Source organism: Oerskovia sp. Root22 (genome assembly GCF_001429135.1).
In the GTDB taxonomy this organism is placed as follows: domain Bacteria; phylum Actinomycetota; class Actinomycetes; order Actinomycetales; family Cellulomonadaceae; genus Oerskovia; species Oerskovia enterophila.
In genome coordinates this window covers 510,518-532,690 of the sequence record NZ_LMIL01000009.1, presented here as the reverse complement: position 1 = coordinate 532,690, position 22,173 = coordinate 510,518, and the positions used below count along the sequence as shown (strand labels likewise).

18 protein-coding genes and 6 tRNA genes are annotated in these 22,173 nt (G+C 71.5%); 15 read left to right on the top strand and 9 right to left on the bottom strand.

All coding sequences use genetic code 11. From position 1 onward, the window contains the following. The first annotated feature begins 6 nt into the window (after positions 1-6). Positions 7-582: an anaerobic ribonucleoside-triphosphate reductase activating protein gene (gene nrdG / locus ASE15_RS12840; protein ID WP_056652165.1), complete on the top strand. Its 576-nt coding sequence runs from the start codon at positions 7-9 to the stop codon at positions 580-582. Positions 583-710: 128 nt separating this feature from the next. After that, complete coding sequence (locus ASE15_RS12835) at positions 711-2,303, top strand: exo-alpha-sialidase (protein WP_056652168.1); 1,593 nt, start codon at positions 711-713, stop codon at positions 2,301-2,303. 76 nt (positions 2,304-2,379) lie between these two features. Here ASE15_RS12835 and ASE15_RS12830 read toward each other — a convergent pair whose 3' ends face one another. After that, the gene (locus tag ASE15_RS12830) at positions 2,380-3,072 is read right to left on the bottom strand and encodes a helix-turn-helix domain-containing protein (RefSeq protein ID WP_082608973.1); all 693 of its coding nucleotides are present in this window, start codon (positions 3,070-3,072) and stop codon (positions 2,380-2,382) included. Between the two features lie 77 nt (positions 3,073-3,149). Between ASE15_RS12830 and ASE15_RS12825 the strand changes: the two genes are divergently transcribed. Continuing rightward, positions 3,150-4,568, top strand: a complete 1,419-nt coding sequence (locus ASE15_RS12825) for an MFS transporter (protein ID WP_056763594.1) — start codon at positions 3,150-3,152, stop codon at positions 4,566-4,568. Here ASE15_RS12825 and ASE15_RS12820 read toward each other — a convergent pair. The 3 genes from ASE15_RS12820 to ASE15_RS12810 are packed head-to-tail and all read right to left on the bottom strand — an operon-like array spanning position 4,546 to position 8,754. Further along, a complete protein-coding gene (locus ASE15_RS12820) occupies positions 4,546-5,217 on the bottom strand; it encodes a response regulator transcription factor (RefSeq protein WP_056652173.1) in 672 nt (223 codons plus the stop codon). The two genes, ASE15_RS12825 and ASE15_RS12820, sit on opposite strands and share 23 nt — an antisense overlap. Further along, positions 5,214-6,503: a sensor histidine kinase gene (locus ASE15_RS12815; protein WP_056763592.1), complete on the bottom strand. Its 1,290-nt coding sequence runs from the start codon at positions 6,501-6,503 to the stop codon at positions 5,214-5,216. Before ASE15_RS12815 ends, ASE15_RS12820 begins: the two co-directional genes overlap by 4 nt. A 1-nt stretch (position 6,504) precedes the next feature. Continuing rightward, positions 6,505-8,754 (bottom strand): MMPL family transporter, encoded by a 2,250-nt coding sequence (locus tag ASE15_RS12810; RefSeq protein WP_082618422.1) that lies wholly within the window; start codon positions 8,752-8,754, stop codon positions 6,505-6,507. Between the two features lie 203 nt (positions 8,755-8,957). On the opposite strand from ASE15_RS12810, the gene ASE15_RS12805 reads away from it, so the two are divergent. The 3 genes from ASE15_RS12805 (at position 8,958) to ASE15_RS12800 (ending at position 11,161) form a co-directional block, all read left to right on the top strand. Beyond that, a complete protein-coding gene (locus ASE15_RS12805; protein WP_056763590.1) occupies positions 8,958-9,845 on the top strand; it encodes an AMP-binding protein in 888 nt (295 codons plus the stop codon). Between the two features lie 41 nt (positions 9,846-9,886). Further along, the gene (locus tag ASE15_RS21215; protein ID WP_200960553.1) at positions 9,887-10,267 is read left to right on the top strand and encodes a hypothetical protein; all 381 of its coding nucleotides are present in this window, start codon (positions 9,887-9,889) and stop codon (positions 10,265-10,267) included. A gap of 405 nt (positions 10,268-10,672) precedes the next feature. After that, entirely contained in the window at positions 10,673-11,161 is a 489-nt protein-coding gene (locus ASE15_RS12800) for a hypothetical protein (protein WP_056652183.1), read from the top strand. Between the two features lie 333 nt (positions 11,162-11,494). Here ASE15_RS12800 and ASE15_RS20410 read toward each other — a convergent pair. Next, a protein-coding gene (locus tag ASE15_RS20410) for an IS5 family transposase (RefSeq protein ID WP_369800610.1) occupies positions 11,495-12,387 on the bottom strand; the annotation gives its coding sequence in 2 pieces (ribosomal slippage) (positions 11,495-12,001 and positions 12,004-12,387; 891 coding nt in all). A 48-nt stretch (positions 12,388-12,435) separates the two neighbouring features. Next, positions 12,436-13,122 (bottom strand): DNA alkylation repair protein, encoded by a 687-nt coding sequence (locus ASE15_RS12790; RefSeq protein ID WP_200955957.1) that lies wholly within the window; start codon positions 13,120-13,122, stop codon positions 12,436-12,438. Positions 13,123-13,382: 260 nt separating this feature from the next. On the opposite strand from ASE15_RS12790, the gene ASE15_RS12785 reads away from it, so the two are divergent. From ASE15_RS12785 to ASE15_RS12770, 4 genes are all read left to right on the top strand, one after another. Continuing rightward, positions 13,383-14,795: a hemolysin family protein gene (locus tag ASE15_RS12785; RefSeq protein WP_056652192.1), complete on the top strand. Its 1,413-nt coding sequence runs from the start codon at positions 13,383-13,385 to the stop codon at positions 14,793-14,795. Then, complete coding sequence (locus ASE15_RS12780) at positions 14,792-15,805, top strand: hemolysin family protein (protein ID WP_056652194.1); 1,014 nt, start codon at positions 14,792-14,794, stop codon at positions 15,803-15,805. Before ASE15_RS12785 ends, ASE15_RS12780 begins: the two co-directional genes overlap by 4 nt. A 285-nt stretch (positions 15,806-16,090) precedes the next feature. Next, a complete protein-coding gene (locus ASE15_RS12775) occupies positions 16,091-16,537 on the top strand; it encodes a MarR family winged helix-turn-helix transcriptional regulator (protein WP_056652197.1) in 447 nt (148 codons plus the stop codon). 100 nt (positions 16,538-16,637) lie between these two features. Then, positions 16,638-18,083, top strand: a complete 1,446-nt coding sequence (locus ASE15_RS12770) for an MATE family efflux transporter (protein ID WP_056763588.1) — start codon at positions 16,638-16,640, stop codon at positions 18,081-18,083. A gap of 130 nt (positions 18,084-18,213) precedes the next feature. On the opposite strand, the gene ASE15_RS12765 is transcribed toward ASE15_RS12770, so the two are convergent. The 3 genes from ASE15_RS12765 to ASE15_RS12755 all read right to left on the bottom strand — a co-directional run bounded on the left by ASE15_RS12765 (position 18,214) and on the right by ASE15_RS12755 (position 20,652). Beyond that, a tRNA-Val gene (locus ASE15_RS12765) sits at positions 18,214-18,285 on the bottom strand. A 278-nt stretch (positions 18,286-18,563) separates the two neighbouring features. Continuing rightward, entirely contained in the window at positions 18,564-19,433 is an 870-nt protein-coding gene (locus tag ASE15_RS12760; protein WP_056763586.1) for an aminotransferase class IV, read from the bottom strand. A gap of 4 nt (positions 19,434-19,437) precedes the next feature. Continuing rightward, positions 19,438-20,652 (bottom strand): chorismate-binding protein, encoded by a 1,215-nt coding sequence (locus tag ASE15_RS12755; protein ID WP_082618421.1) that lies wholly within the window; start codon positions 20,650-20,652, stop codon positions 19,438-19,440. 250 nt (positions 20,653-20,902) lie between these two features. On the opposite strand from ASE15_RS12755, the gene ASE15_RS12750 reads away from it, so the two are divergent. The 5 genes from ASE15_RS12750 (at position 20,903) to ASE15_RS12730 (ending at position 21,439) form a co-directional block, all read left to right on the top strand. Further along, positions 20,903-20,974: transfer RNA gene (locus ASE15_RS12750), tRNA-Gly, on the top strand. A 36-nt stretch (positions 20,975-21,010) separates the two neighbouring features. Then, positions 21,011-21,081, top strand: a tRNA-Cys gene (locus tag ASE15_RS12745). 57 nt (positions 21,082-21,138) lie between these two features. Further along, positions 21,139-21,210: transfer RNA gene (locus ASE15_RS12740), tRNA-Gly, on the top strand. A 36-nt stretch (positions 21,211-21,246) separates the two neighbouring features. Beyond that, positions 21,247-21,317: transfer RNA gene (locus ASE15_RS12735), tRNA-Cys, on the top strand. A 47-nt stretch (positions 21,318-21,364) separates the two neighbouring features. Further along, positions 21,365-21,439 (top strand) — tRNA-Val (locus ASE15_RS12730). Positions 21,440-22,173 lie beyond the last annotated feature (734 nt).

Sequence of the window (22,173 nt, the reverse complement as noted above, 5' to 3'; positions counted from 1 at the left end):
GCCGTCGTGCCGCGGGACCCGCAGCCCCACTGGCGCTCGGAGCGCCTCAGCCAGGGCTACGTCGCGGACTACAAGCCGTTCGTGTTCGTCGACGGCGAGGGCGTGCGCTGCAGCCTGTACGTGAGCGGGTGCCTGTTCGCGTGCGAGGGCTGCTTCAACGAGGCGACCTGGAGCTTTCGCTACGGCTCCCCGTACACCGACGAGCTCGAGGACCGCATCCTGGCGGACCTCGCTCACGAGTCGGTGCAGGGTCTGTCGCTGCTCGGCGGCGAGCCGTTCCTCAACACGGGCGTGTGCCTGCGCCTCGTGCGGCGCCTGCGCGAGCAGCACGGCCCGTCCAAGGACGTGTGGTGCTGGAGCGGCTACACCTTCGAGGAGCTGCTCGCAGGCTCCCCCGACCAGCGCGAGCTGCTCGCGGGTCTCGACGTCCTGGTCGACGGCCGGTTCGAGATCGCGCGACGCGACCTCACGCTCCCCTTCCGCGGGAGCACGAACCAGCGGGTCCTGTCGGTCCCGGCCTCGCTCGCCGCGGGCCGCGCGGTCCCGTGGTCGCCCGCGCGCGCGGCCCGGCGGAGCGCCTGATCTCCCCTGCCCGACGACGTCGCGCACCTTCCGCGCGGAGGTGCGCGACGCCGTCGGGCAGGACGCGAGGACGCGGCGCGAGGCCGCCGCGGCGTGGATCCCCGCGTCCCACGGGGTAGAACTGGAGGATGCGCACGAACCCCCACGAAATCACCCACCAGGTGCTGGCCGCTCGCGGCCTCGGCGGACACCGCCAGTACCGCATCCCCGCCCTGGCCGTCTCCACGCGGGGAACCGTCCTCGCGGCCTACGACGGGCGCCCCAACCTCGACGACCTGCCGAACACGATCGACCTCCTGGTCCGGCGCAGCCTCGACCACGGCCGCACCTGGGAGCCCCAGCAGGACGTGCGCGTCGGCACGGGGCTCCAGGGGTTCGGCGACCCGAGCCTGCTCGTGGACAGGGTGACCGGGCGGATCTTCTGCTTCCACGCCGCGGGGACCCACGCGGGGTTCTTCGAGGCGGTCGAGGGGCTCGAGCCCGAGGACGACGTCCAGCACGTCGACCTGTCGTTCTCCGACGACGACGGCCTGACCTGGAGCCACCGCCGCGTCACGGCCTCGCTCAAGCCGCAGGGCGTCACGGGCCTGTTCGCCGCGGCAGGCGCCGGGATCCAGATCGAGACCGGACCGTTCGCCGGGCGCCTGGTCCAGCAGATGGTCCTGCTCCTGCGCGGCGAGATCCGCGCCGCGTCGGCGTACTCGGACGACCACGGCGACACCTGGACGCTGGGCGAGCCCACGGGCCCCGGGGCCAACGAGAACAAGGTCGTCGAGCTGCGCGACGGTCGCCTGCTGCTGAGCTCGCGCGCGAAGGGGTGCCGGTTGCAGGCGGTCTCGACCGACGGCGGTCGCTCGTACGGGCCGCTGCACCCCGTGCACGACCTGCCCGACCCGAGCGACAACGGGAGCGTCCTGCGGCTCGGGGACGTGACCGACGTGGCCGCTCCCCTGCTCGCGACGAACAACCGCGACGCCGACCTGCGCCGCAACACCGTGCTCAGCGTGTCGCACGACGAGGGTGCGAGCTGGCGACCCGCGCTGACGATCTGCGCGGGCTCGAGCGCGTACTCGACGGGAGCCGTGCTCGCCGACGGGTCGCTCGGGGTGCTCTACGAGCGTGACGGGTACCGCGAGATCGTCTTCGCGCGGGTCGAGGCCGAGGCTCTCTCGCCCGCGGCCCTCGGGGAGGCCGTCGAGACGTTCGTGGACGACGACGGCGGCGACTTCACCATGGTGCTGCGCTCGATCACCCCGGGGCGCCCCGCGCAGTGGGTCAGCGTGGGCGCGTCGCACGTCATCTCGGCCGAGGGCGGCGACTGGGGCGTGCACACCTGGAAGGAGATCGGGCAGGGGTACGACGGCGACCAGGTGCTCGGCACGCGCGAGGCCCAGGACGCCAACTACGGCCCGGCCGCGCCGGGCCTGCGGGCCGGCGACATCCTGGCGTTCACCGGGCGCTTCCGGCCCCAGGGCGACGAGCCCGTCACGGCCGCGCTGAGCGGGAGCTTCGACGGGGACGTGACGGCCCAGTTCCCGGCCGTGCGCCTCGCACCCGGCGAGGACGCCCTGTACTTCACGCCCACGTACACCGTGACCGCGGACGACGTGGCCCGCGGCGAGGCGCGCATGCAGTGCGCGGTCCAGGCCGGGCAGGCCCGCTTCGAGCGGGCGTTCCGCGCGGACACCGTGACCGGGGAGGTCGTGCCGGTCGCGCGGTGACCGGACGTGCCCCGGGTCACGGCCGCGGCGGGCGTACCCCGGGACGCGGGGCGGGACGGCGAGCGCGGGCAACGCGTCAGGGCGCGGCGCCAGGGAGGTCGGGCACCGCGCCGTCGGGCAGGGTCTCCGGACCGGTGCCGGGCGCGGCGGTGACGCTCGTCGCGTCCTCGCCGCCGACCGCGTCGTCCGGGGTGAGGTCGGTGCGGGTGTGGGCCCGCTCGCCCTGCGGCCCGAACAGGCTGAGCACCTCGGCGCCCTCCTGGCCCGTGCTGCCGAACCAGTGGGGCGTGCGGGTGTCGAACTCGGCGACCTCCCCGGCGTCGAGCACGATGTCCCGGTCCCCCACGACGAGCCGCAGCCGGCCCGTGAGCACGTACAGCCACTCGTAGCCGTCGTGCGTCGTGAGCACAGGCTCGGCGGCCTTGCGCGGGACGAGGATCTTCCAGGCGTGCTGGCTCGCGGGCTGCCGGGTCAGGGGCACGACCACCCGGCCGTTGACCCTCCGCGGGGTGAGCCGGATGCGGGGGTCTCCCGTCTCCGGGGCGCGCACGAGCTCGTCGAGCGGTACCCGGTAGGCGTGGGCGAGCAGCAGGAGGAGCTCGAGGCTGGGCTTGCGCCCCCCGGTCTCGAGGCGCGACAGCGTGCTCTTGGAGATGCCCGTCGTGTCCGCGAGCGCCGCGAGGGTGATCCCGCGTCGCCGTCGGAGGGCGCCGAGCCGTGGCCCGACCTGGTCGAGTGCGCGTCCGATCGCTGCCGTGGGGTCGTCCATCGCACCATCCCACCACTCTGTCCCAGTACTGGCAACGAGCATTGCCGGATCCGGGTCGAACCGGCAACCTCGGCGGTATGAACCTCACCCCGCACGCACCCCGCTCCCGGTCAGGACTCGTGGGTGCGCTCGCGCTCGCCACGCTCCTGGCCTCGCTCGGCACGAGCGTCGCGAACGTCGCGGTGCCCACGCTCGCGCACGAGCTCGGAGCACCCTTCGGCCGGGTGCAGTGGGTCGTCCTGGCGTACCTGCTGGCCATGACCGTGACCGCGGTCGCCGTGGGGAGGCTCGGTGACGCCCTCGGGCGACAGCGTGTGCTCCTCGGGGGCCTCGGTCTGTTCGCGGCCGCGACGCTCGCGTGCGCTCTGGCGCCCTCCCTCGCGGCGCTCGTCGCCGCCCGCTCGCTGCAGGGGGTCGGTGCCGCCGTCATGATCGCGCTGCCCCTGGCACTCGTGCGGGACGTCGTGCCCGAGGCGCGCACCGGAGCGGCCATGGGGCTGCTGGGGACGACCTCGGCGGTCGGGACCGCGCTGGGGCCTGCCGGGGGCGGGCTGCTGATCGCCGCGTCGGGCTGGCAGGCGGGCTTCGTGGCCATGCTGCCGCTCGCGGGCGTCGCCCTCGTGCTCACCTGGCGCGGCCTGGGCGACGAGCCCGCCCCGGTCCGGTCGGGCGCGAGGTTCGACGTCGCGGGCGCCCTCGTGCTCACGGCGGCCCTGGTGACGGGCGCCCTCGCGATGACTCCTGACGCCGTCCCACAGGTCGGCGCCGGACCGCTGCTCGTGGGCGCAGCGGTCCTCGTCGCGCTGCTCGTCGCGATCGAGCGCAGGACGGCTGCACCGCTCCTGCCGTGGGGGCTCCTGCGCTCCCGCGCCGTGGGCGGTGGCCTGCTCATGAACCTGCTCGTCGCGACTGTGATGATGAGCACCCTGGTCGTGGGCCCCTTCTACCTCGCAGGCGGGCTGGGGCTCGACGAGGCCGCGATCGGCCTCACGCTCGCGGTCGGGCCGGTCGTGTCGGCGCTGACCGGCGTCGTCGCCGGGAGGGTCGTCGACCGTGCCGGCGCGGGCGCCATGACGACCGTCGCTCTCTCGACCATGACGGCCGGGGCCGTCCTGCTCGTGGTGCTGCCTCCCGCCTGGGGCCTGCCCGGCTACGTGCTCGCGCTCGTGGTCCTGACTCCTGGCTACCAGCTCTTCCTGGCCGCGAACAACACCGCCGTCATGACGACGGCCGACGCGCGACGGCGTGGGACCGTCTCGGGCGTCCTGAGCCTCTCGCGCAACCTCGGCCTCATCGCGGGCGCCTCGGCCATGGGCGCCGTGTTCGCGGCGGCGACCGGGTCGGTCGAGGTCCAGGGCGCCACGGTGGCCTCGATCTCGGCCGGCATGCAGACGACCTTCCTCGTCGCGGCGGCCCTCCTGGCCGTCGCGACCGTGGTCTCTCTCGCGGTCCGCAAGCGTGCAGACCGCCCCGTCAGCCCTGCCCGGGTGTCGTGAGCCCGGTCTCGTAGGCGAACACGACGAGCTGGGCCCGGTCGCGCGAGCCGGTCTTCATCATGGCGCGGTTGATGTGCGTCTTGGCCGTGGCCGGGCTGATGAAGAGCTGTGCGGCGATCTCGAGGTTCGACATGCCTCGACCGACGAGCGCCGTGATCTCCTCCTCGCGGGCGGTGAGCTGGGTCTCCTGGCGCGTCGTGGCGGCGGCCGGCTCGGGGACGCGCGCAAGGAACCGGCCGATGAGCGCCGTGGTCGCGGCGGGCGACAGGAGGGACTCGCCCGACGCGACGGTGCGGACGGCGTCGAGCAGCTCGGACGGGTCGATGCCCTTGCCGATGAAGCCGCTGGCTCCGGCGCGCAGCGCGGCGACCACGAGCTCGTCGGTCTCGAAGGTCGTCAGGACCAGGATCTTCACGCCGGCGAGGGACTCGTCGGCCGTGATGCGGCGTGTGGCGTCGATACCGTCCACCCCGGGCATCCGGATGTCCATCAGGACGACGTCCGCGCGCTCGGAGCGTGCGAGGGCGACGGCCTCCGCGCCGTCGGCGGCCTCCCCGGCGACGGTCATGTCGGGTGCGGACTCGAGCAGCAGGCGAAAGGTCCCGCGCAGCAGGGCCTGGTCGTCGGCCAGGAGGACGCGGATCGTCATGAGGCTCCTCGGGTGGTCGGGCCGGGCGGGGAGATGTCCCCGCCCTCGTCGGTGGTGGGCAGGTTCGCGACGACGTGGAAGCCCCCGCCCGGGGTGCGCCCGGTGCGCACGCTCCCCCCGGCCGCGGTGGCGCGCTCGTTCATCCCGATCAGCCCGTGCCCGCTGCCCGGGACGGTCCCGGGCCGGGCGTCCACCGCGGGGGCGCCGTTCACGACGTCGACCACGAGCCGGTCCTCGGTCCAGGTGAGCTCGACGTGGACCTGTGAGCCCGGGGCGTGCTTGGCGGCGTTGGTCAACGCCTCCTGGAGGATCCGGTAGGCCGCGAGGTCTCCTCGGGAGGACAGTGCGCGAGGCGTGCCCGTCGTCGTGCTGACGATGTCCGCGCCGGCGGCCCGGAGGCCGCGCACCAGCTCGTCCACGTCGCCGACCCCGGGGACGGGACGCAGGGCGTCGGCCGCCGGCTCGTCGGGCCCCTCGGCCTGGTCCCCCTCCTGACGGAGCAGCCCGACGGTCGCCCGCAGCTCGTCGAGAGCCCGGCGGGTGTGCTCGGTGATGCCCCGCAGCGCCTCCTCGGCCGCGGGCGGGTCGGTGTGCAGGAGGTAGCCCGCAACACCTGCCTGCGCGTTGACCAGCGTGAGGTTGTGCGCCAGGACGTCGTGCAGCTCGCGGGCGATGCGCAGCCGCTCGGCGGCGACCTCGCGCCGGGTCTCCTCCTGCCGGGCGAGCGCCTCGCGCAGCACCCGTTCGCGCCGTCCGGCCACGAGGGCGCCGATCGCGGTGGCGAGGATCACGACGTCGAACATCAGGAGCGAGGTGGCGAGCTCAGTCCCGGGGACGGCGAAGTGGCTGACCGCGATCAGGACGGCCGCCGAGCCGATACCGGCCGTCCACCCGTCCCGCCGCGAGGACCGCGACGCGAACGTGTAGGCCGCGACCGTGGTCGCGATCGGCACGGGCTGGAACGCGCCCATGTCGGTGATGCTCCGCGGGTCCAGGTCGATCAGCGGCATGAGCGCCAGGTGCAGGGACTCGGTGACGAGCGTGGCCACCAGGGCACCGAACGGCCAGCGGTTGCGGACGGTGAGCGGCAGCCAGGACACGAGGACCAGCACGAGCAGGAGGGGGCTGGGACGCTCGGCGAACCCCTGGCGGATCGTGGCGGTGGCGAGCATCGCCACGAGCACCGCGACGTTGAAGACCGCCCCCGTCCACCGTGCCCGGTGGCCACGGCGGACGGGAGCGGGCGCACGCCCGGCGGGTCGCGACGAGCGTGCTCGGTAGTTCACGTCACGGCTCCTCGGAGGTCTGGCGGGGCTGCTCCCCGTCCCACAGTGTCGTCGACGCGAAGGGTCCGGTCGAGGTGGCCCCGACCGCGACCGGCTCGGGGACGACGAGCGGGACACCCGCGACGGGCTCGGACGGGTCCTCGAGCGACAGGTGCGGGGTGATGCGCTCGGCCCACCGAGGGTAGGACCAGTTGCGGGCGCCGATGAGCTTCATGAGTGCCGGGACGAGGGTCAGGCGCACGACGAACGCGTCGACCAGGACCGCCAGGGCCAGACCGATGCCGATCGCCGAGACGATCCGCTCGCCGCTGAAGCCGAACGAGGCGAACACGAAGAGCATGATGGACGCTGCCACCGCGATGACCTGCCCGGTCTCGGTGACCCCGACCCGGACGGCACAATCGTTGTCCCGGGTCTGGCTCCACTCCTCGTGCATGCGGCTGACGAGGAAGACCTGGTAGTCCATCGAGAGGCCGAACACGACCCCGACGACGATCACCGGGACGATGTACATCACGGGCGCACCGGAGCCCACGCCGAGCAGCTCGCTGCCCCAGCCGTGCTGGAAGATCGTCGTGATCGCCCCCAGCCCCACCGCGAGGGTCGCGAGGTTGGAGAGGGCGCCGACGAGCGGGACCAGGAGGCTGCGGAACGCGACGACCAGCAGCAGGAAGCCGAGCACCGCGACCAGACCGAGGTAGAGCGGCAGCTTGCTCATCAGGGCGTCCGCGATGTCGATGTTCGTCGCGGTCTCGCCGCCCACGTGGACCTGCAGGTCCGTCCCTCGTGCGGCGTCGGGGACGACGTCGTCGCGCAGGGTGTGGACCAGGTCCTGGGTCTCGCGCGTCTGGGCGCTCGTCGTCGGGACCACCGAGGCGATCGCGATTCTCTGGCCCGGCCGCACGGGGGCGGCCTGCGCCGAGGCGACGCCCTCGACGTCGGGCAGGGCCTCGGCGAGCTCTGTGAAGGCCTGCGCCGCGGCCGCGTCGGGCACCTCGGCCACCAGGACCAGGGTGGCGTCGACCCCTGCGCCGAAGGCCGGGGTCATGAGGTCGTAGTACGCACGCCCAGGCGAACCTGCCGGGTCGCTGCTCGCGTCGGCGTTGCCGACGCGCATGCCGAGAGCGGGCGCGGCCAGGGCGACCAGCACCACGAGCGAGGCCCCGACCATGCGTCGGGGGGCACGGTCGAGCAGCAGCGCCCATCGCCCCGACGCCGTCGGCTTCCCCGGCGACGCGAGGCCCGTGGAGGCGAGCTGGGCGCGCTGCTTCCTGGACAGGATCCTCATGCCGATCATCCCCAGCAGCGCGGGCAGGAGCGTGATCGCCGCGGCCACGGTGAACAGCACGGTCACGGCCGCGGCCTGCGCCATGCCGGTCAGGACACCGAGCCCGACGACGAACATGCCCAGCAGCGCCACGATCACGGTGATCCCTGCGAAGATCACGGCGCGTCCCGAGGTGTTGACCGCCAGGGCGACTGCGTCGGGGACCGTCGACCCGGCCATGAGCGCCTTGCGGTGCCGGTTGACGATGAAGAGGGCGTAGTCGATGCCGACCCCGAGGCCGATCAGCGCTCCCATGGTCAGCGACGTGGCATCGACGTCGAGCGCGTGCGAGCCGATCATCACGAGGAGCAACGAGGTTCCCACGCCCATGACACCGGTGAGGATGGGCAACGAGGCCGCCCACCCGGAGCGGAACACGAGGAGCAGGATCACGAGCGCCGCCAGGATGCCCACGGCCTCCGTCCCGCCGGACGGGCTGGGGAGCTCGGTGAAGGCCTGCCCGCCGAGCCCGACGGCGAACGAGCCGGCCTCGAGGGTCTCCGCGATCGAACGGATCGCCTCGGGGTCGGCGTCGTCCGCGAGGGCGACCGTCGCGAACGCCGTGCGCTCGTCCGCGTTCACCTGTGCGGCGCCCTGGTCGGAGTACGGGCTGACCACCGCCTCGACGCCCGGCTGCGCCGTCACGTCCGCCAGCATGCGGGCAACCTGCTCCTGCACGGCCGGCGAGTCGATCGCGTCGCCCTCGGTCCGCCAGACGATGGTGCCGCTCTCGGTCTCGGCGCCGGCCCCCGCCTCGGCCAGCAGGGCGTAGGCGGTCGAGGACTCGGAGTCGGGCAGCGCGACCGCGGTCTTGAACGCGGTGCCCAGGCCGAGGGCCGCCACCGCGAGCCCGATCAGGGCGAGTATCCAGGCCCCCAGGACGACACGGCGTCTCCGGAAGCACCACTGGGCGAGCGAGTTCATGACGAGGCCTTTCGACGAGGAGGGGAACGCTCCCAGCCTGGTCGGCCGAGCACTCCACGTCGTCGTCCAGGCGCGGTGTTCCGTCACCCCCGCCCATACCGCAGGTGCGTTACGGCGCCGCTCCCGCAGGTGGACGACGAGTCCCCCGACGTGCGGAAAGACTGCTGAGCACCGTCGCTCGCACCCCACCGAAGGAGCACCTCATGACGACCGTCGAGAAGCCGCAGGCACACTCCCTCCCCCGCGACCTGGCACTGCGCCACGGAGACCGCAGGCCTGCGGTGCGCCGGAGCCGGTCGCCTCACGCCAGCGAGGTCGCCGTCAGCTGGCACCTGCTCTCGCTCCGTTCGCTCCAGCTCGCCGCGCGCCTGCGCACCCTCGGTGTGGCTGCGGGCGACCGCGTCGCGGTCCACCTGCCCACCGGGCCCACCCGGACCGCCGTCGTGTACGCCTGCTGGCACCTCGGAGCAGTCGTGGTCGCGACCACCACCGGGACGACCCACCGCCAGCGGCGCACCGCCTACCAGCTCGCCCAGCCGAGAGTGGTGATCGCCGACGTCACCGGACTTCGCGCGGCGCGCGGACGCCCGTCGGTGCGCGCGCGGATCGCCGTGGGCCCGTTGTCCGCGATCGGCCGCGCGGCGCTCCAGGTGACCCACCGCCTGGCAGACCTCCCCGACGCGCCCCGGCGCGCGGCGCTCCCCGACGCCGCCGACCCGTCCGCCGACGCCGCGATCGTGTTCACGGCCGACGCCGACGGACAGACACGCGGGATCTTCTACACCCACGGCGAGATGCTCCGCCTCCGGGACACGGTCGCGGACCAGCTGGTCGCAGCGGACGCAGCCGGTTCGGACGCCGGCTACGTCCCGGGAGCGCTGCTGCTCCGCACGACGCGCCGCGGGACCGCGCTCACGGCGGCAACGCTGCTCGCCCCGGGCATGCCCGACGGCGACCAGCCCGCGACGGCCCTCGAACGACGCCTGCTCCAGACGTGGGCCCGCGAGGTCACGAGCGGTGGCCGGGCCGTGGGCGCGCGAACCGGTGGGGGCGGCCGCACCGAGGGGCCGACGACGCCCGTCGGGCAGTGACCGGAGGCCGCTAGGTCGTGTCCTGTGAATGTTGTTGGTGTGTGTCCGGTAATGTCCTGGTTGTGGTTGTGGTTGTGGTTGTGGTTGTGGTTGTGGTTGTGGTTGTGGTTGTGGTTGTGGTTGTGGGTCGTGGTGAGTTGACGGATGTGGCGTGGGCGCGGATCGAGTCGTTGTTGCCGGTCGCGACGGGCCGTGGCGGGCGCTGGCGTGATCATCCGTCAGGTGATCAACGGGCGCTGCCCGACCACAACGAGGCCGAGCTCGTCCAGCCGCGCGAAGGTCGTCAGATCAGGAACATCGAAGAGAAGTTCAGGCACGTCGAGGTCTTCCAGATGGGCAGTGTGAGAACTTCCATCATCGAGGGACCTCGACCCGTCCCCGACCTACTCAGCCCCCCAGCGCTACACCCTCAACTGCGATGAGCCTGTATATCACCGATCCCGCTTGCGTGATCTTGGGCGACTGCTAGTGTCCGCGGTACCAGATCACCACCAGTTGTGCCGCAATGAGGGGGCGTCGAGATGTTGGCTCGGAGCGCGCGGTCAGTACTTGGGGGATTTGCCCTGCTCGTGGGAGGAGGGCTTCCTGCGGGGGCACAAGGCCCGATAGATGATGACCGCACGATCGCTAATCCGTCGTTTGACCGCTCAGCTCTACCCGAGGCCACAAGCGTCACGGACTCCGGTTACCGGAATGCGTCAGGAGAGTGCGTCGAGTCGTCATCGGGCGGCTCAGAGCGCACGAGCTCCGGGACGGTCACGATCGGTGTTCAACTGTCGCTTGATCCGGCGACCTGCGAATCCGAGTACTTGGTAGCCACGTACCCCGTGTCCGATGTCCCTGCCAAGACCATCGCCACGTTCTTTGATACGAGAGAGAGCCTCGACGCGTTGCAACAGGCCAAGGTGGCCCGGGCCGCTGGAACGTTCTACCAGTCGCTGACGAACCAGTACCGCGACCCACTGTTCATCGTCGTGTCACAAACCTTCGCGGGTCTCCAGTGGACCACGACCGGGACGTGTATCACCTCAACCAACCCTCAGCACAGCACGTACGCGTACGCCGGAACCGGTTGGTACCGGACGGGGTACAACACCAGCAGTCCTTGGGGATGTACCCCGCAGGCATCGGCCAATACTGTTGCTTCATTCGCCAACACCGCCTTCCCGTGCCCTGGCGGTGGGACGACCTACACCAATCACACGAAGACGATGGTCGTGGGCTACCCGGGCGGCGGCAATACCTGGTCGCGAACTCAATCCAAGAGCGGCGCGTGCAACAACCTGCTCCACACCAACTACGTCCTCTTCAACTGAGTCATGCTGCCCCCCTCGAAATCACCAGATTCCGTCTCGCCGACGAATGAATCGGACGACGGCCGCGTTCTCGCGGCCGTGGCGATTTCTCTAGTCCTCGCCATCGCTTGTCTGATCCTCTTCGTGTACAACTGGATCGTCGCGAGCTTGGCGATCGGATCATTTGTACTACTCGCGGGGGTGGTCGGCTTTACATCGCGAGGAGCTCGACGAGTGTTTGTACTTACCATTGCCTGTGGGCCGCTCGTCGTGCTAGTCGGGTGGTGGCTTGTCGCGATTATGGCCCCCCTATTCGACTGAGCGAAGCGCCGGTATCGAACCAGTGGAACCCTCCTAGGGCGAGGCCTGTGGTTCGCGGAGCCAGAGGATGATGGCGGCGATGGTGAGTTCGGCGCGGTAGTAGGCGGCGCGTTTGGTGTAGCGGGTGGCCAGTGCGCGGAATTGTTTGAGGCGGTTGAAGCAGCGTTCGACGACGTTGCGGCTGGCGTAGGTCTGGGGGGCGAAGGCGGGAGGGCGGCCTCCGGCTGAGCCCTTGCGTTGGCGGTTGGCAGCGTGGTCCTTCTTCTCGGGGCTGGTGATCGCGATGCCGCGTGCGCGCAGCGCCCGGCGGGTCGCCGGGCTGGAGTAGGCCTTGTCGGCCAGGACCCGGTCGGGTCGCTTGCGGGGTCGCCCGGGCCCCTCGCGCTTGACGTGGACCTGGTCCAGCAGGGGCAGCAGCTGGGGGTTGTCCCCGGCCTGCCCGGGTGTGAGGATCACGCTCATCGGTAGCCCGCGACCGTCGACCGCGAGGTGGATCTTGGAGGTCAGGCCTCCCCGCGACCTGCCGAGCGCCTCATCAGTGACCGCGAGGTCTTCGACCCAGTCGGTCTTGCAGCCCCTTTTTTCCGGGCACCGGCGCCATGCTGGTGAACCCGGACGTTCGTCGAGTCGATCGAGAAGGTCCACTCGATCTTCCCGATCGAGTCGTCCTTGACCCGCACATGGTCCAAGATTGTCTCCCACGTGCCGTCCGCGGTCCACAGCCGCAACCGTTCGTGGGCCGTCTTCCACGGCCCGTACTTGGCCGGTACGTCCCGCCATGGCGCCCCAGTGCGCAACCGCCACAAGATCGCGTTGATCACCTGCCGATGATCACGCCAGCGCCCACCACGACCCGTTGCGACCGGCAACAACGGCTCGATCCGCGCCCATGCCGCATCCGTCAGCTCACCACGCCCAACACCCACAACCCAGACATTGCCGGACACATGCCGAGAACATTCACAGGACAGGCCCTAGGCCTGCGTCTGACGCCGGACGATCTCCGCGATCCAGGTCGGCGCGAACGGCGACGTGCAGTTCGGGGGCGTCGGGTAGTCCTTGAGGACCTCGAGCCGCTCACCGATGTCGACCGCACGGGCGCGCAGCTCGGGGTGGTGGATGCCGATGTTCGCGAGGCACTCGTTCATGGCCCACTGCAGGCGCTCGGGGGCGTCCTTCATGTCGGCCTCGATGCGGTCGAGGAGCCCCGACAGGTCGATCCCCTCGGGGGACTTCGCCACGCGGTCGGTCGTCAGCGCCCACCCGGCGCTCGCGACGACCGGGTCGGGGTCGGCGAACCACGCGGTGCGCAGCTCCTCGACGTGCGGGCTCTTCTTGACGACGTAGCTCACGAGCCACCCGTGCACCTTGGGGACACGCGCGTCGCGCAGCATGGCGTCGAGCTCCGCGGCCGACCAGGACTTGGGGCGGCAGACCAGGATCGCCACGAGGCGCGCCGCGGTGTCTCCGGTCTCCCAGAGCTGCTCCGCGAGCTCGTGCTGGGTCTTGAGGCTCTTCGCGACCGCGCGCAGCCTGGTGAGGTTGACGCCGTGGTCGTCCCCGTGGCGCTCGTTCACCGCACGGATCTTGGGGTCCTCCAGGGCCTCGAGCTCGGCCAGCACGTCGCTGACGGTCGCCTGGGCCACGGCAGTGGAAGCCATGTCGATCTCCTCGCTCGCTCCGTCGGTCGTCGCTCACACCCTACGTCTCTGCCTCCCGCCCGCGACGAGCGCTCGTGGCGACCACTCGTGGGGCTGCGGGCGGCCCAGCGGAGAACTCGTGCGAGATCCTGGGAACGCTCAGGCCTCCTTCCGCGTTGACCTGACGGAATCCACCCGCGATCTGAGAGAGACATGGACGCAGACAGTACGAACCCCCTTGTGCCGGCCACCGATGCTGCGACGAGGGGGTGCAGGTTCTGATGTGGGTGCTGACACTCCTGCTCGGCGTCGTCGTGATCGTGGCGATCACGGCCGTGACGGGCTATTTCGTCGCCCAGGAGTTCGCGTACATGGCGGTCGACCGGTCACGGTTGAGCGCACGCGCGGGCTCGGGCGACGCGGGGGCCAAGCGTGCCCTGGCCGTCACCAAGCGCACGTCCTTCATGCTCTCGGGCGCCCAGCTGGGCATCACCGTGACCGGGCTGCTGGTCGGCTACGTCGCCGAGCCGCTCGTCGGTGAGTCCCTGGGCGAGGCCCTGGGCGGGGTCGGCGTCCCGACCGGCGTGGGCATCGCGGTGGGCACCGTCCTGGCTCTGGTGTTCTCGACGTTCGTCCAGATGATCTTCGGCGAGCTCTTCCCCAAGAACCTCGCGATCGCCCGGCCCGAGCCGGTCGCCCTGTGGCTGGCCCGGTCCACGACCATCTACCTGGCCGTGTTCGGGTGGCTCATCAAGATCTTCGACCAGGCCTCGAACCTCCTGCTCAAGGCGCTGCGGATCGAGCCGGTCCACGACGTCGAGCACTCGGCGACGGCCCGTGACCTCGAGCACATCGTCGCGGACTCCCGGCAGAGCGGCGACCTCCCCGGCGAGCTCTCGGTCCTCCTGGACCGCATCCTCGACTTCCCCGAGCGCGACGTCGAGCACGCCATGATCCCGCGCGCCCGCGTCGACGTCGTGCACGCGGACGACACCCTCGCGGAGGTGCGGGCACGGATGGCGGCGGGACACTCGCGCTACCCGGTGCTCGCCGACGACGACCAGGTCGTGGGCGTCGTCCACCTCGTCGACGTGCTGACGACCACGCACGGCGACGACGTCCCGACCCAGGACTTCATGCGCCCCGTGGTCGTCGTCCCGACAGCGATGAGCCTGCCCGACGCCCTGCGCGAGCTCACCGAGACCCGCAACCAGCTCGCGTGCGTGATCGACGAGTACGGCGGGTTCGCCGGCGTCCTGACGGCAGAGGACCTGGCCGAGGAGCTCGTCGGGGAGATCACCGACGAGCACGACCCCGCGACGCCCACCATCGCCCCGCGCGACGACGACGGGATCTGGGTCATGCCCGGAGACACCCACATCGACGAGGTCGAGCGCGCGATCGGTCGCGACCTGCCGCGGGGAGACTACGAGACGATCGCGGGCCTGGTGATCGACCAGCACGGCTCGCTGCTCGAACCGGGTGAGGGGATCGTCGTCGAGCTGCCGCTCGACCCGGCCGACCTCGCCCTCGCTGCGGAACCGGAGCCCGCCTGGATGCGCGTGGACGTGGTCGAGGTCGAGCGTCACGTCCCGTCGCTGGTCCGTGTGACGTTCCCGACGGACGACCGACCGCTGCCAGCACCCGACGCCGCGCCTGACGCGGCGCCCGAGACCGAGGAGGGCGAACGATGAGCAACCCCTGGGTCGTCGTGGCCATCACCGTCGTCATCATCGCGCTCAGCGCGTTCTTCGTCGCCGTCGAGTTCGCGCTGCTCGCCGCCAAGCGGCACCGCCTCGAGGACGCCGCCCCCAACAGCCGCTCGGCGCGGGCCGCGCTGCGCAGCTCGACCGAGCTGACCGTGCTGCTCGCCGGGTCGCAGCTCGGCATCACGGCCTGCACGCTCGCGCTCGGCGCCATCACCAAGCCGGCCGTCCACCACTGGCTCACGCCCGCGTTCGAGGCGTGGGGCGCCCCGTTGTGGGTCGCGGACGCCGCCGGGTTCGTCCTCGCGCTGATCATCGTGACGTTCCTGCACCTGGTCGTCGGCGAGATGGCCCCCAAGTCGTGGGCCATCGCTCACCCCGAGACCTCGGCCACGCTGCTGGCCATCCCCATGCGCGGCTTCATGTGGCTGACCCGCCCCCTGCTCACAGGGCTCAACAACATGGCCAACTGGTGCCTGGTCAAGGTCGGCGTCGAGCCGACGGGGCAGATCGCCTCGGGCCAGAGCGCCGACGACCTGCGTCACCTCGTCGAGCACTCGGCCAACGTCGGCGCCCTGGACCCGGCGTACTTCGCCCAGCTCTCGGGGGCACTGGACCTGCAGACCCTCACCGTGGGCGACCTGCTCACAGGTCAGGGCAGGCCCACCATGGTCCCGCTCGACGCCACCGTCCACGACGTGCAGGAGGCCACGCGAGCGTCCGGCCACCTGCGGATCCTGCTCGGGGACGACACCAGCATCTCGGGGGTCGTGCACGTGCGCGACACCCTCGACGTGGGCCTCGACCGTCCCGCGGCCGAGCTCATGCGGCCGCCCTTCACGCTCGAACGGTCCGTGCCCGTCTACGCGGCTCTCGCCCAGATGCGCGAGACCCGCAACCACCTCGCCGTGGTGACCGACGGCGCCTCGGTCGCCGGGGTCATCGCGCTGTCGGACGTCATGGCGCGGCTCTTCCCGCGGGAGGTCGCCGCGGCCTGACACGAGGCGCCCTGCTCGGCGCCGGACGCCCTGCCTGACGACGGCGCCCCACCCGGTCGAAGCACCGGGTGGGGCGCCGTCGTCGCGCGCAGCCCGGTTGCCGGGCCTCCGGGATGCCTCGGATGCCTCGGGACGCCGTCAGGTGGACCGGGAAGGTCTCGCCGCTGTCCGACGCCGTCAGCCGTTCGTCAGGGAGGTCGCCGCCGTCGGGCCCGGTGGCGGGAAGCGTACGAGCCATCAGTTCGATGGTTGACGGTTAGAGATCAAACAGTTAGTGTTCTAACCATGAGCGAACAGGGCATCAGACTCTCCAGCAGTCTCGAGCTGGTCCGGTGGATCGGATGGGCGCAGCGCAAGGTCGGCGAGGACTGGATCCGCGAGCGCGACCTCAGCCACGAGCAGGCCTTCGTGCTCGGGTACCTCGTGCAGAACCCGGGGGCGATCCAGCGCGACATCGCAGAGGTCAGCCGCACGAGCGCCGCGAGCGTCTCGAGCCTCCTGCAGGGGCTCGAGCGCCGCGGCCTGATCGAGCGCCGCACGCAGAGCGGTGACGAACGCCGCAAGCGTGTCTTCGCCACTCCGGCGGGAACCGAGCTCATCGCCGGCTTCGACGTCGCGATGGCCGAGGCCGACGAGACGATCCTCGCCCCGCTGACCCCCGAGGAGCGGGCCACCTTGCTCGCCCTGCTCACGAAGATCACCGCGGAGCTGCCGCAGCCCACCCGCTCGTAGCCACGAGGGCACCGCCGCCCCACCCCACAGATCGACCAGCCCCAACTCGCCGCGTCGGTGTCCGCCGCCGCGCCATCGAACCTGCCCGAAAGGAGCCGTCATGAGCTCGAACACCCTAGACCCCACGGTGACGACGGACGACGTCGGCACCAACCACTGGTACCTCGCCTCCGCGCCCATCGTCCGCGCCCTGGTGCACCTGTGCGTGCCCATGGCGGCCGCGATGATCGTCGGCGCCGTCTACAACGTCATCAACGCCGGATTCATCGGCTCGCTGCACGACAGCGCTCTCCTCGCCGCGATCACGCTCGGCACGCCGTTGCTCGGGCTCGTCATGGCGATCGGCGGCGTGTTCGGCGTCGGCGGCGGCGCGCTCGTCTCCCGGATGCTCGGCGCGGTGGACCGCGATCCCGCGACGGCGGGCGAGATCAAGCACGTCTCGTCGTTCGCCGTCTGGGGGTCGGTGGTCGCCGGGGCGGTGTTCGGCGGCCTCGGTCTGCTCCTGCTGAACCCTCTCGTGTCGCTCCTCGGCGCGGATGCCGCCGCCGTGCCCGCGACGAGCTCGTACGTGGGCGTCATGCTCGCCTTCGTGCCGGTGCTGACCGCGGCGTTCTGCCTCGAACAGCTCGTGCGCGCCGAGGGCGCCGCCCGTCAGGTCATGATCGGGCTCGTCGGCTCCACGGTCGCGAACGTCGTGCTCGACGTCCTGCTCATCCTCGTGCTGCACCAGGGCGTCGCCGGCGCGGCCCTCGCGATGGGCCTGTCGAACCTCGGCCTCGTCGCCTACTTCGTCCGCTGGCTACAACGCAACAGCGAGCACATGAGCCTCGCTCCACGGTGGTTCACGCTCTCCCCCGCCGTGCTCAAGCCCGTCTTCGGCGTGGGCGTGAGCGAGCTGCTCCAGGCCTCCTTCCTGATCGTCACGTCCCTGGTGCTCAACAACCTCGCCGTCGCCTACGGTGACAGCGCGCTCGGGGCCATGGGCGTCGCGGTCCGCATCGCCCAGGTGCCCGAGTTCCTCGTCATGGGCATCACGCTCGGCGTCCTCCCGCTGCTCGCCTACGCGTACGGCAAGGGGGACCGGAACCGTCTCCGCTCGGCCGTGCGCGTCTCCGCGCTCGCGGTGGGCGGTATCTCCCTGGTCTCGGCGGCGACCGTGCTCGCCTTCCGTGGGCCACTGTTCTCCGCCTTCTCGGCCGACCCGTCGATGCTCGCGATCGGCGTCACGATCCTCACGGCACAGCTCGTCGCGATGGTCATGAACGGGTTCACCGGACTCCTCACCTCGCTCTTCCAGGCCACGGGGCGCGCCACCCCGGCGATCGTGATCTCGTTGGCGCAGGGCGTGCTCTTCATCCCGATCGTGATCCTCGGGAACCTCTGGTTCGGGCTCTCGGGCATCGTCTGGTCACTGACCGTCTCAGAGTCGGCCGTGCTCCTGGTCGCGGTCGTGATGTGGCTCGCGTCCCGGCGAGCGATCGATCGTGGGCTCGTCACGGGCAGCGCAGAGCGCGCCGAGCAGTCTCTCGCACCCGCCGCGGCCTGACCGTGTCTCCCACCAGGGCGAGTCGCCTGTCGTGCTTTCGGGCCGAACCTTCTGCACGCGACTCGTACGTCACACGTACGCAGAAGGCCCCCGGCCAGCGTTTCCGCTGGTCAGGGGCCTTCTCTTTCGGTGGGCGATACTGGGTTCGAACCAGTGACCTCTTCGGTGTGAACGAAGCGCGCTACCACTGCGCCAATCGCCCGCTGCGACTCAACCTCTCGGTCGGGCCGTGCGTCCTGGAAGATATTAGCCGTATTTCGACCCAGATCGCGAACTGGCCTCCGGACCGGCCTCCCAGCCCGCCTCGACGGGACTCCCCCAGCGTAGCGCCGCCGGTCACGCAACGGCCTGTTTCCGGGCCTCAGCAGCTTCTCACGGTCCGCGGGCACGCCCGCAGCGGGCGGGCAGTCGACCCCGGCAGGCCGCCACCGGCGTGCACGCACCGCGTGACCTCACCCCAGCATCGCGCTCCCGACCCCGTCACGGGTCCATGCGCTCCCGCCGCCGGCGGTCGAACAGCTCACGCGCCGCGAGCGACAGCTCGCCGGCTCGAACCGCGACGCCGTCGAGCGCGACCACGGGCTGGATGTTGCGCACGCTCCCCGCGAGGGCGAGGCCCACGCCGGAGGAGGCTCCGTCGTCGGGCCCTGGAGCCACGACCCGGTCGAGGACCGAGAACGGGAGCTCGGCCTCGCGGACGGGCAGCCCGTCCTCCGCGGCCCACTCGAGGAGGAGCTCGCGCGTGATGCCCGCGAGACAGCCCGACGACAGCGGGGGCGTCAGGAGCTCACCGCCGACCTCGACGAGCACGTTGGCTCCCGTGCCCTCGCACAGCTCGCCCACGGTGTTGGCGAGGATCGCCTCGTCTCCCCCGCGCGCGACCGCGTCGGCGAGCGCGACCACGTTCTCGGCGTACGAGGTCGTCTTGAGCCCGGCCACGGCCGAGCGCTCGTTGCGCACCCAGGGCGAGCGCACGGCCTGCGAGGTCGGGCCGGGCGACGCGGGACCCGCGGCGATCACGATGGTCTCCTCGCCGTCCTCACGCCCCGACCCCATGGGACCGAACCCGCCCGTGACCGTGATGCGCAGGCGCCCCGCGCTCTCCCCCGCGGCGGCCAGGACCTGCGCGACCCCGTCGCGGATGCGCGCCTCGTCCGGCGCGGGCAGGCCCATGCCGGCCGCGGACCGGCCCAGGCGCCGCAGGTGACGGGTCAGCGCGAACGCCTGCCCGCCGTACACGGCGCACGTCTCGAAGATCCCGTCCCCCACGGTCACCCCGTGGTCGAGCGCGCTCAGCGCCCGCTCCCGCGGCTCGACGAAGGACCCATCCACCCACACGACGATCGACATGACCTCAGTCTGCCGCAGCCTGGCCGGAGGCGAGCGCGACGAGCCGCGCGGCCTTGAGCTCTGTCTCCTCCCACTCCTCGGCAGGGTCGCTGCCCCACGTGATGCCTGCCCCGGTCCCGAACCTCAGCTCGTCGTCGGCCCACCAGAACGTCCGGATACCGACGGCCAGCTCGGCCTCGCCCGTGTCGCCGTCGACCCAGCCGACCGCCCCGCAGTAGGGGCCGCGCGGCCCACGCTCGAGCTCGGAGATGATCCGCAGCGCCGAGGACTTGGGCGCACCGGAGACCGACGCGGGCGGGAACGTCGCCGTCAGCACCTGCCCCCACAGACCACCGGGGGCGTCCTGGGCGACCTGCACACGCCCCTGCACGCGCGAGACCAGGTGCACGAGTCCGGGGTGCGCCTCGACGGCCAGGAGGTCGGTGACCTCGACCGAGCCGGGTGCGCTCACGCGTTGCAGGTCGTTGCGCACGAGGTCGGTGATCATGACGTTCTCGGTGCGGTCCTTCTCGCGCAGCCCGTCCGCGGTGACCGCAGTCCCCTTGATGGGGCCCGACGAGAGCACACCGCCCTCGAGCCGCAGGAACAGCTCGGGCGAGGCCGTCACGACCCACACGGGCTCGATCCCGCTCGCCGCGGGCACGTGGATCGCGCCCGCGTAGGGAGCGGGGTTGCCCGCGGCGAGGATCCGGGCGAGCGCCCGCGCGTCGGGTTCACTCTCGCCCGCGGGCAGGGGGGCAGCCAGCACGCGGCAGATGTTGGCCTGGTAGACGTCCCCCTCGTGCACCGCGTGGCGGACGGCCGCCACGGCGGCCTGGTACTCGTCGCGGGACAGCGAGCTGCGCCAGGTGTCGGGGTGGGGCCCGCGCCACGCGCCCTCGCGGCCCGACGGCGCCACGCGCGCCGGGAGGTCCTCTCCGGTCGCCCCGTGGTCGCGTGCCTCGTGGTCGGCGAAGCGCCATGCCCGCGCGCGCCCCCCGTGCGCGGGATCCTCGAAGTCGGCGACGACGAACCACAGCCCTTCGGCGAGACGGGCGGCGTCGACCGCGAGGTCGATGCACTCGACGGCCCCGAGACCGTGGCGGCCGGCGAACGACGCGAACCCCCTCGCATCGGAGCCCTCGTTCCCCTCGGGACCGACCGCCGGCGCCACGCCAGGTCCGCCCAGCGCGGGGTCAGATCCGTCCCTGCGCAGGTCAGAGCGCTGCGCGTCGGGCATCTCCGAGACACCCTGCGCCGCTCGAGAGCGTGACCCGCGCCTCATTCCGCCACCTCGATCCGAGCCGACGGAGCGTCAGGAAACCGCGGAACGGCGCGGGTCCTGGGGAATCTGGTTCGGAGTGCTGGCACCCCACAACGCTACCGAGCCGCGTGCAAGCCCTGGTCCGGTTGGACGCCCAGCGCTCTCGTCTACTAAAGTCTGTGACGCGCCGAAAAACGCCGGAGAGATCCGGTCGAGGTTCGGCAGTGCGGACGTGGCTCAGTGGTAGAGCATCACCTTGCCAAGGTGAGGGTCGCGGGTTCGAATCCCGTCGTCCGCTCGGATAAGTCTTCGGACTTGTCGGGTTCGAGTCCCTGGTGGAGTGGCCGAGAGGCGAGGCAGCGGCCTGCAAAGCCGTGCACGTGGGTTCGAATCCCATCTCCACCTCTCAGAGTCTGTGACGCGCCGAAAAACGCCGGAGAGATCCGGTCGAGGTTCGGCAGTGCGGACGTGGCTCAGTGGTAGAGCATCACCTTGCCAAGGTGAGGGTCGCGGGTTCGAATCCCGTCGTCCGCTCGGATAAGTCTYCGGACTTGTCGGGTTCGAGTCCCTGGTGGAGTGGCCGAGAGGCGAGGCAGCGGCCTGCAAAGCCGTGCACGTGGGTTCGAATCCCATCTCCACCTCTCAGCAAGGCAGTATCCCTTGTGCTGTTCTCTCGCAGAACAGCCCTGGGCGATTGGCGCAGCGGTAGCGCGCTTCCCTGACACGGAAGAGGTCACTGGTTCGATCCCAGTATCGCCCACCACCACGAAGGCCGTCCCACCCGGGACGGCCTTTTGTCATACCCCNAGCGCGCTTCCCTGACACGGAAGAGGTCACTGGTTCGATCCCAGTATCGCCCACCACCACGAAGGCCGTCCCACCCGGGACGGCCTTTTGTCATACCCGTGCGACGCGGGCACAGCACCGCCCCCCACCCCACGTCCCACGGGCCCGACCACGCGCGCCCGATGCGGGCCAGCACGACACGCCACCAGCACAGGGACCGCACGAGCAGGCCGCCGCACCAGCGGCGCCACGGGCGGCCGCGTGACCACGGCCCCTTCCGACGTCGGGTTCTCGGGGCCTTCGCCGTTCCGATCGGTGACCTTCGATCCATCCACGGGCTCGCGCCCCTTGCCCTCGTCGACACGCGCTCGACCCAGCTCGAGCAGCAGCCCCACGACGCGGGCACGGACATCGGGAGCCCCCGAGATCACGCCGACCCTGGCGAAACCGAGTACGCCCGCTCGCTCGCCGGCCACGCGACGCCCGACACGCGACCGCCCGGGGCCCTCAGGTCGGCCCCCTCGCTCTCGCCACGTCCCACGACCCCCGCCCCGGCCGCGCAACGCACTGACCTGGGGCGATTTGGACTCTTGCCCCATCTTTCGGCTAGAGTCTGTGACGCGCCGAAAAACGCCGGAGAGATCCGGTCGAGGTTCGGCAGTGCGGACGTGGCTCAGTGGTAGAGCATCACCTTGCCAAGGTGAGGGTCGC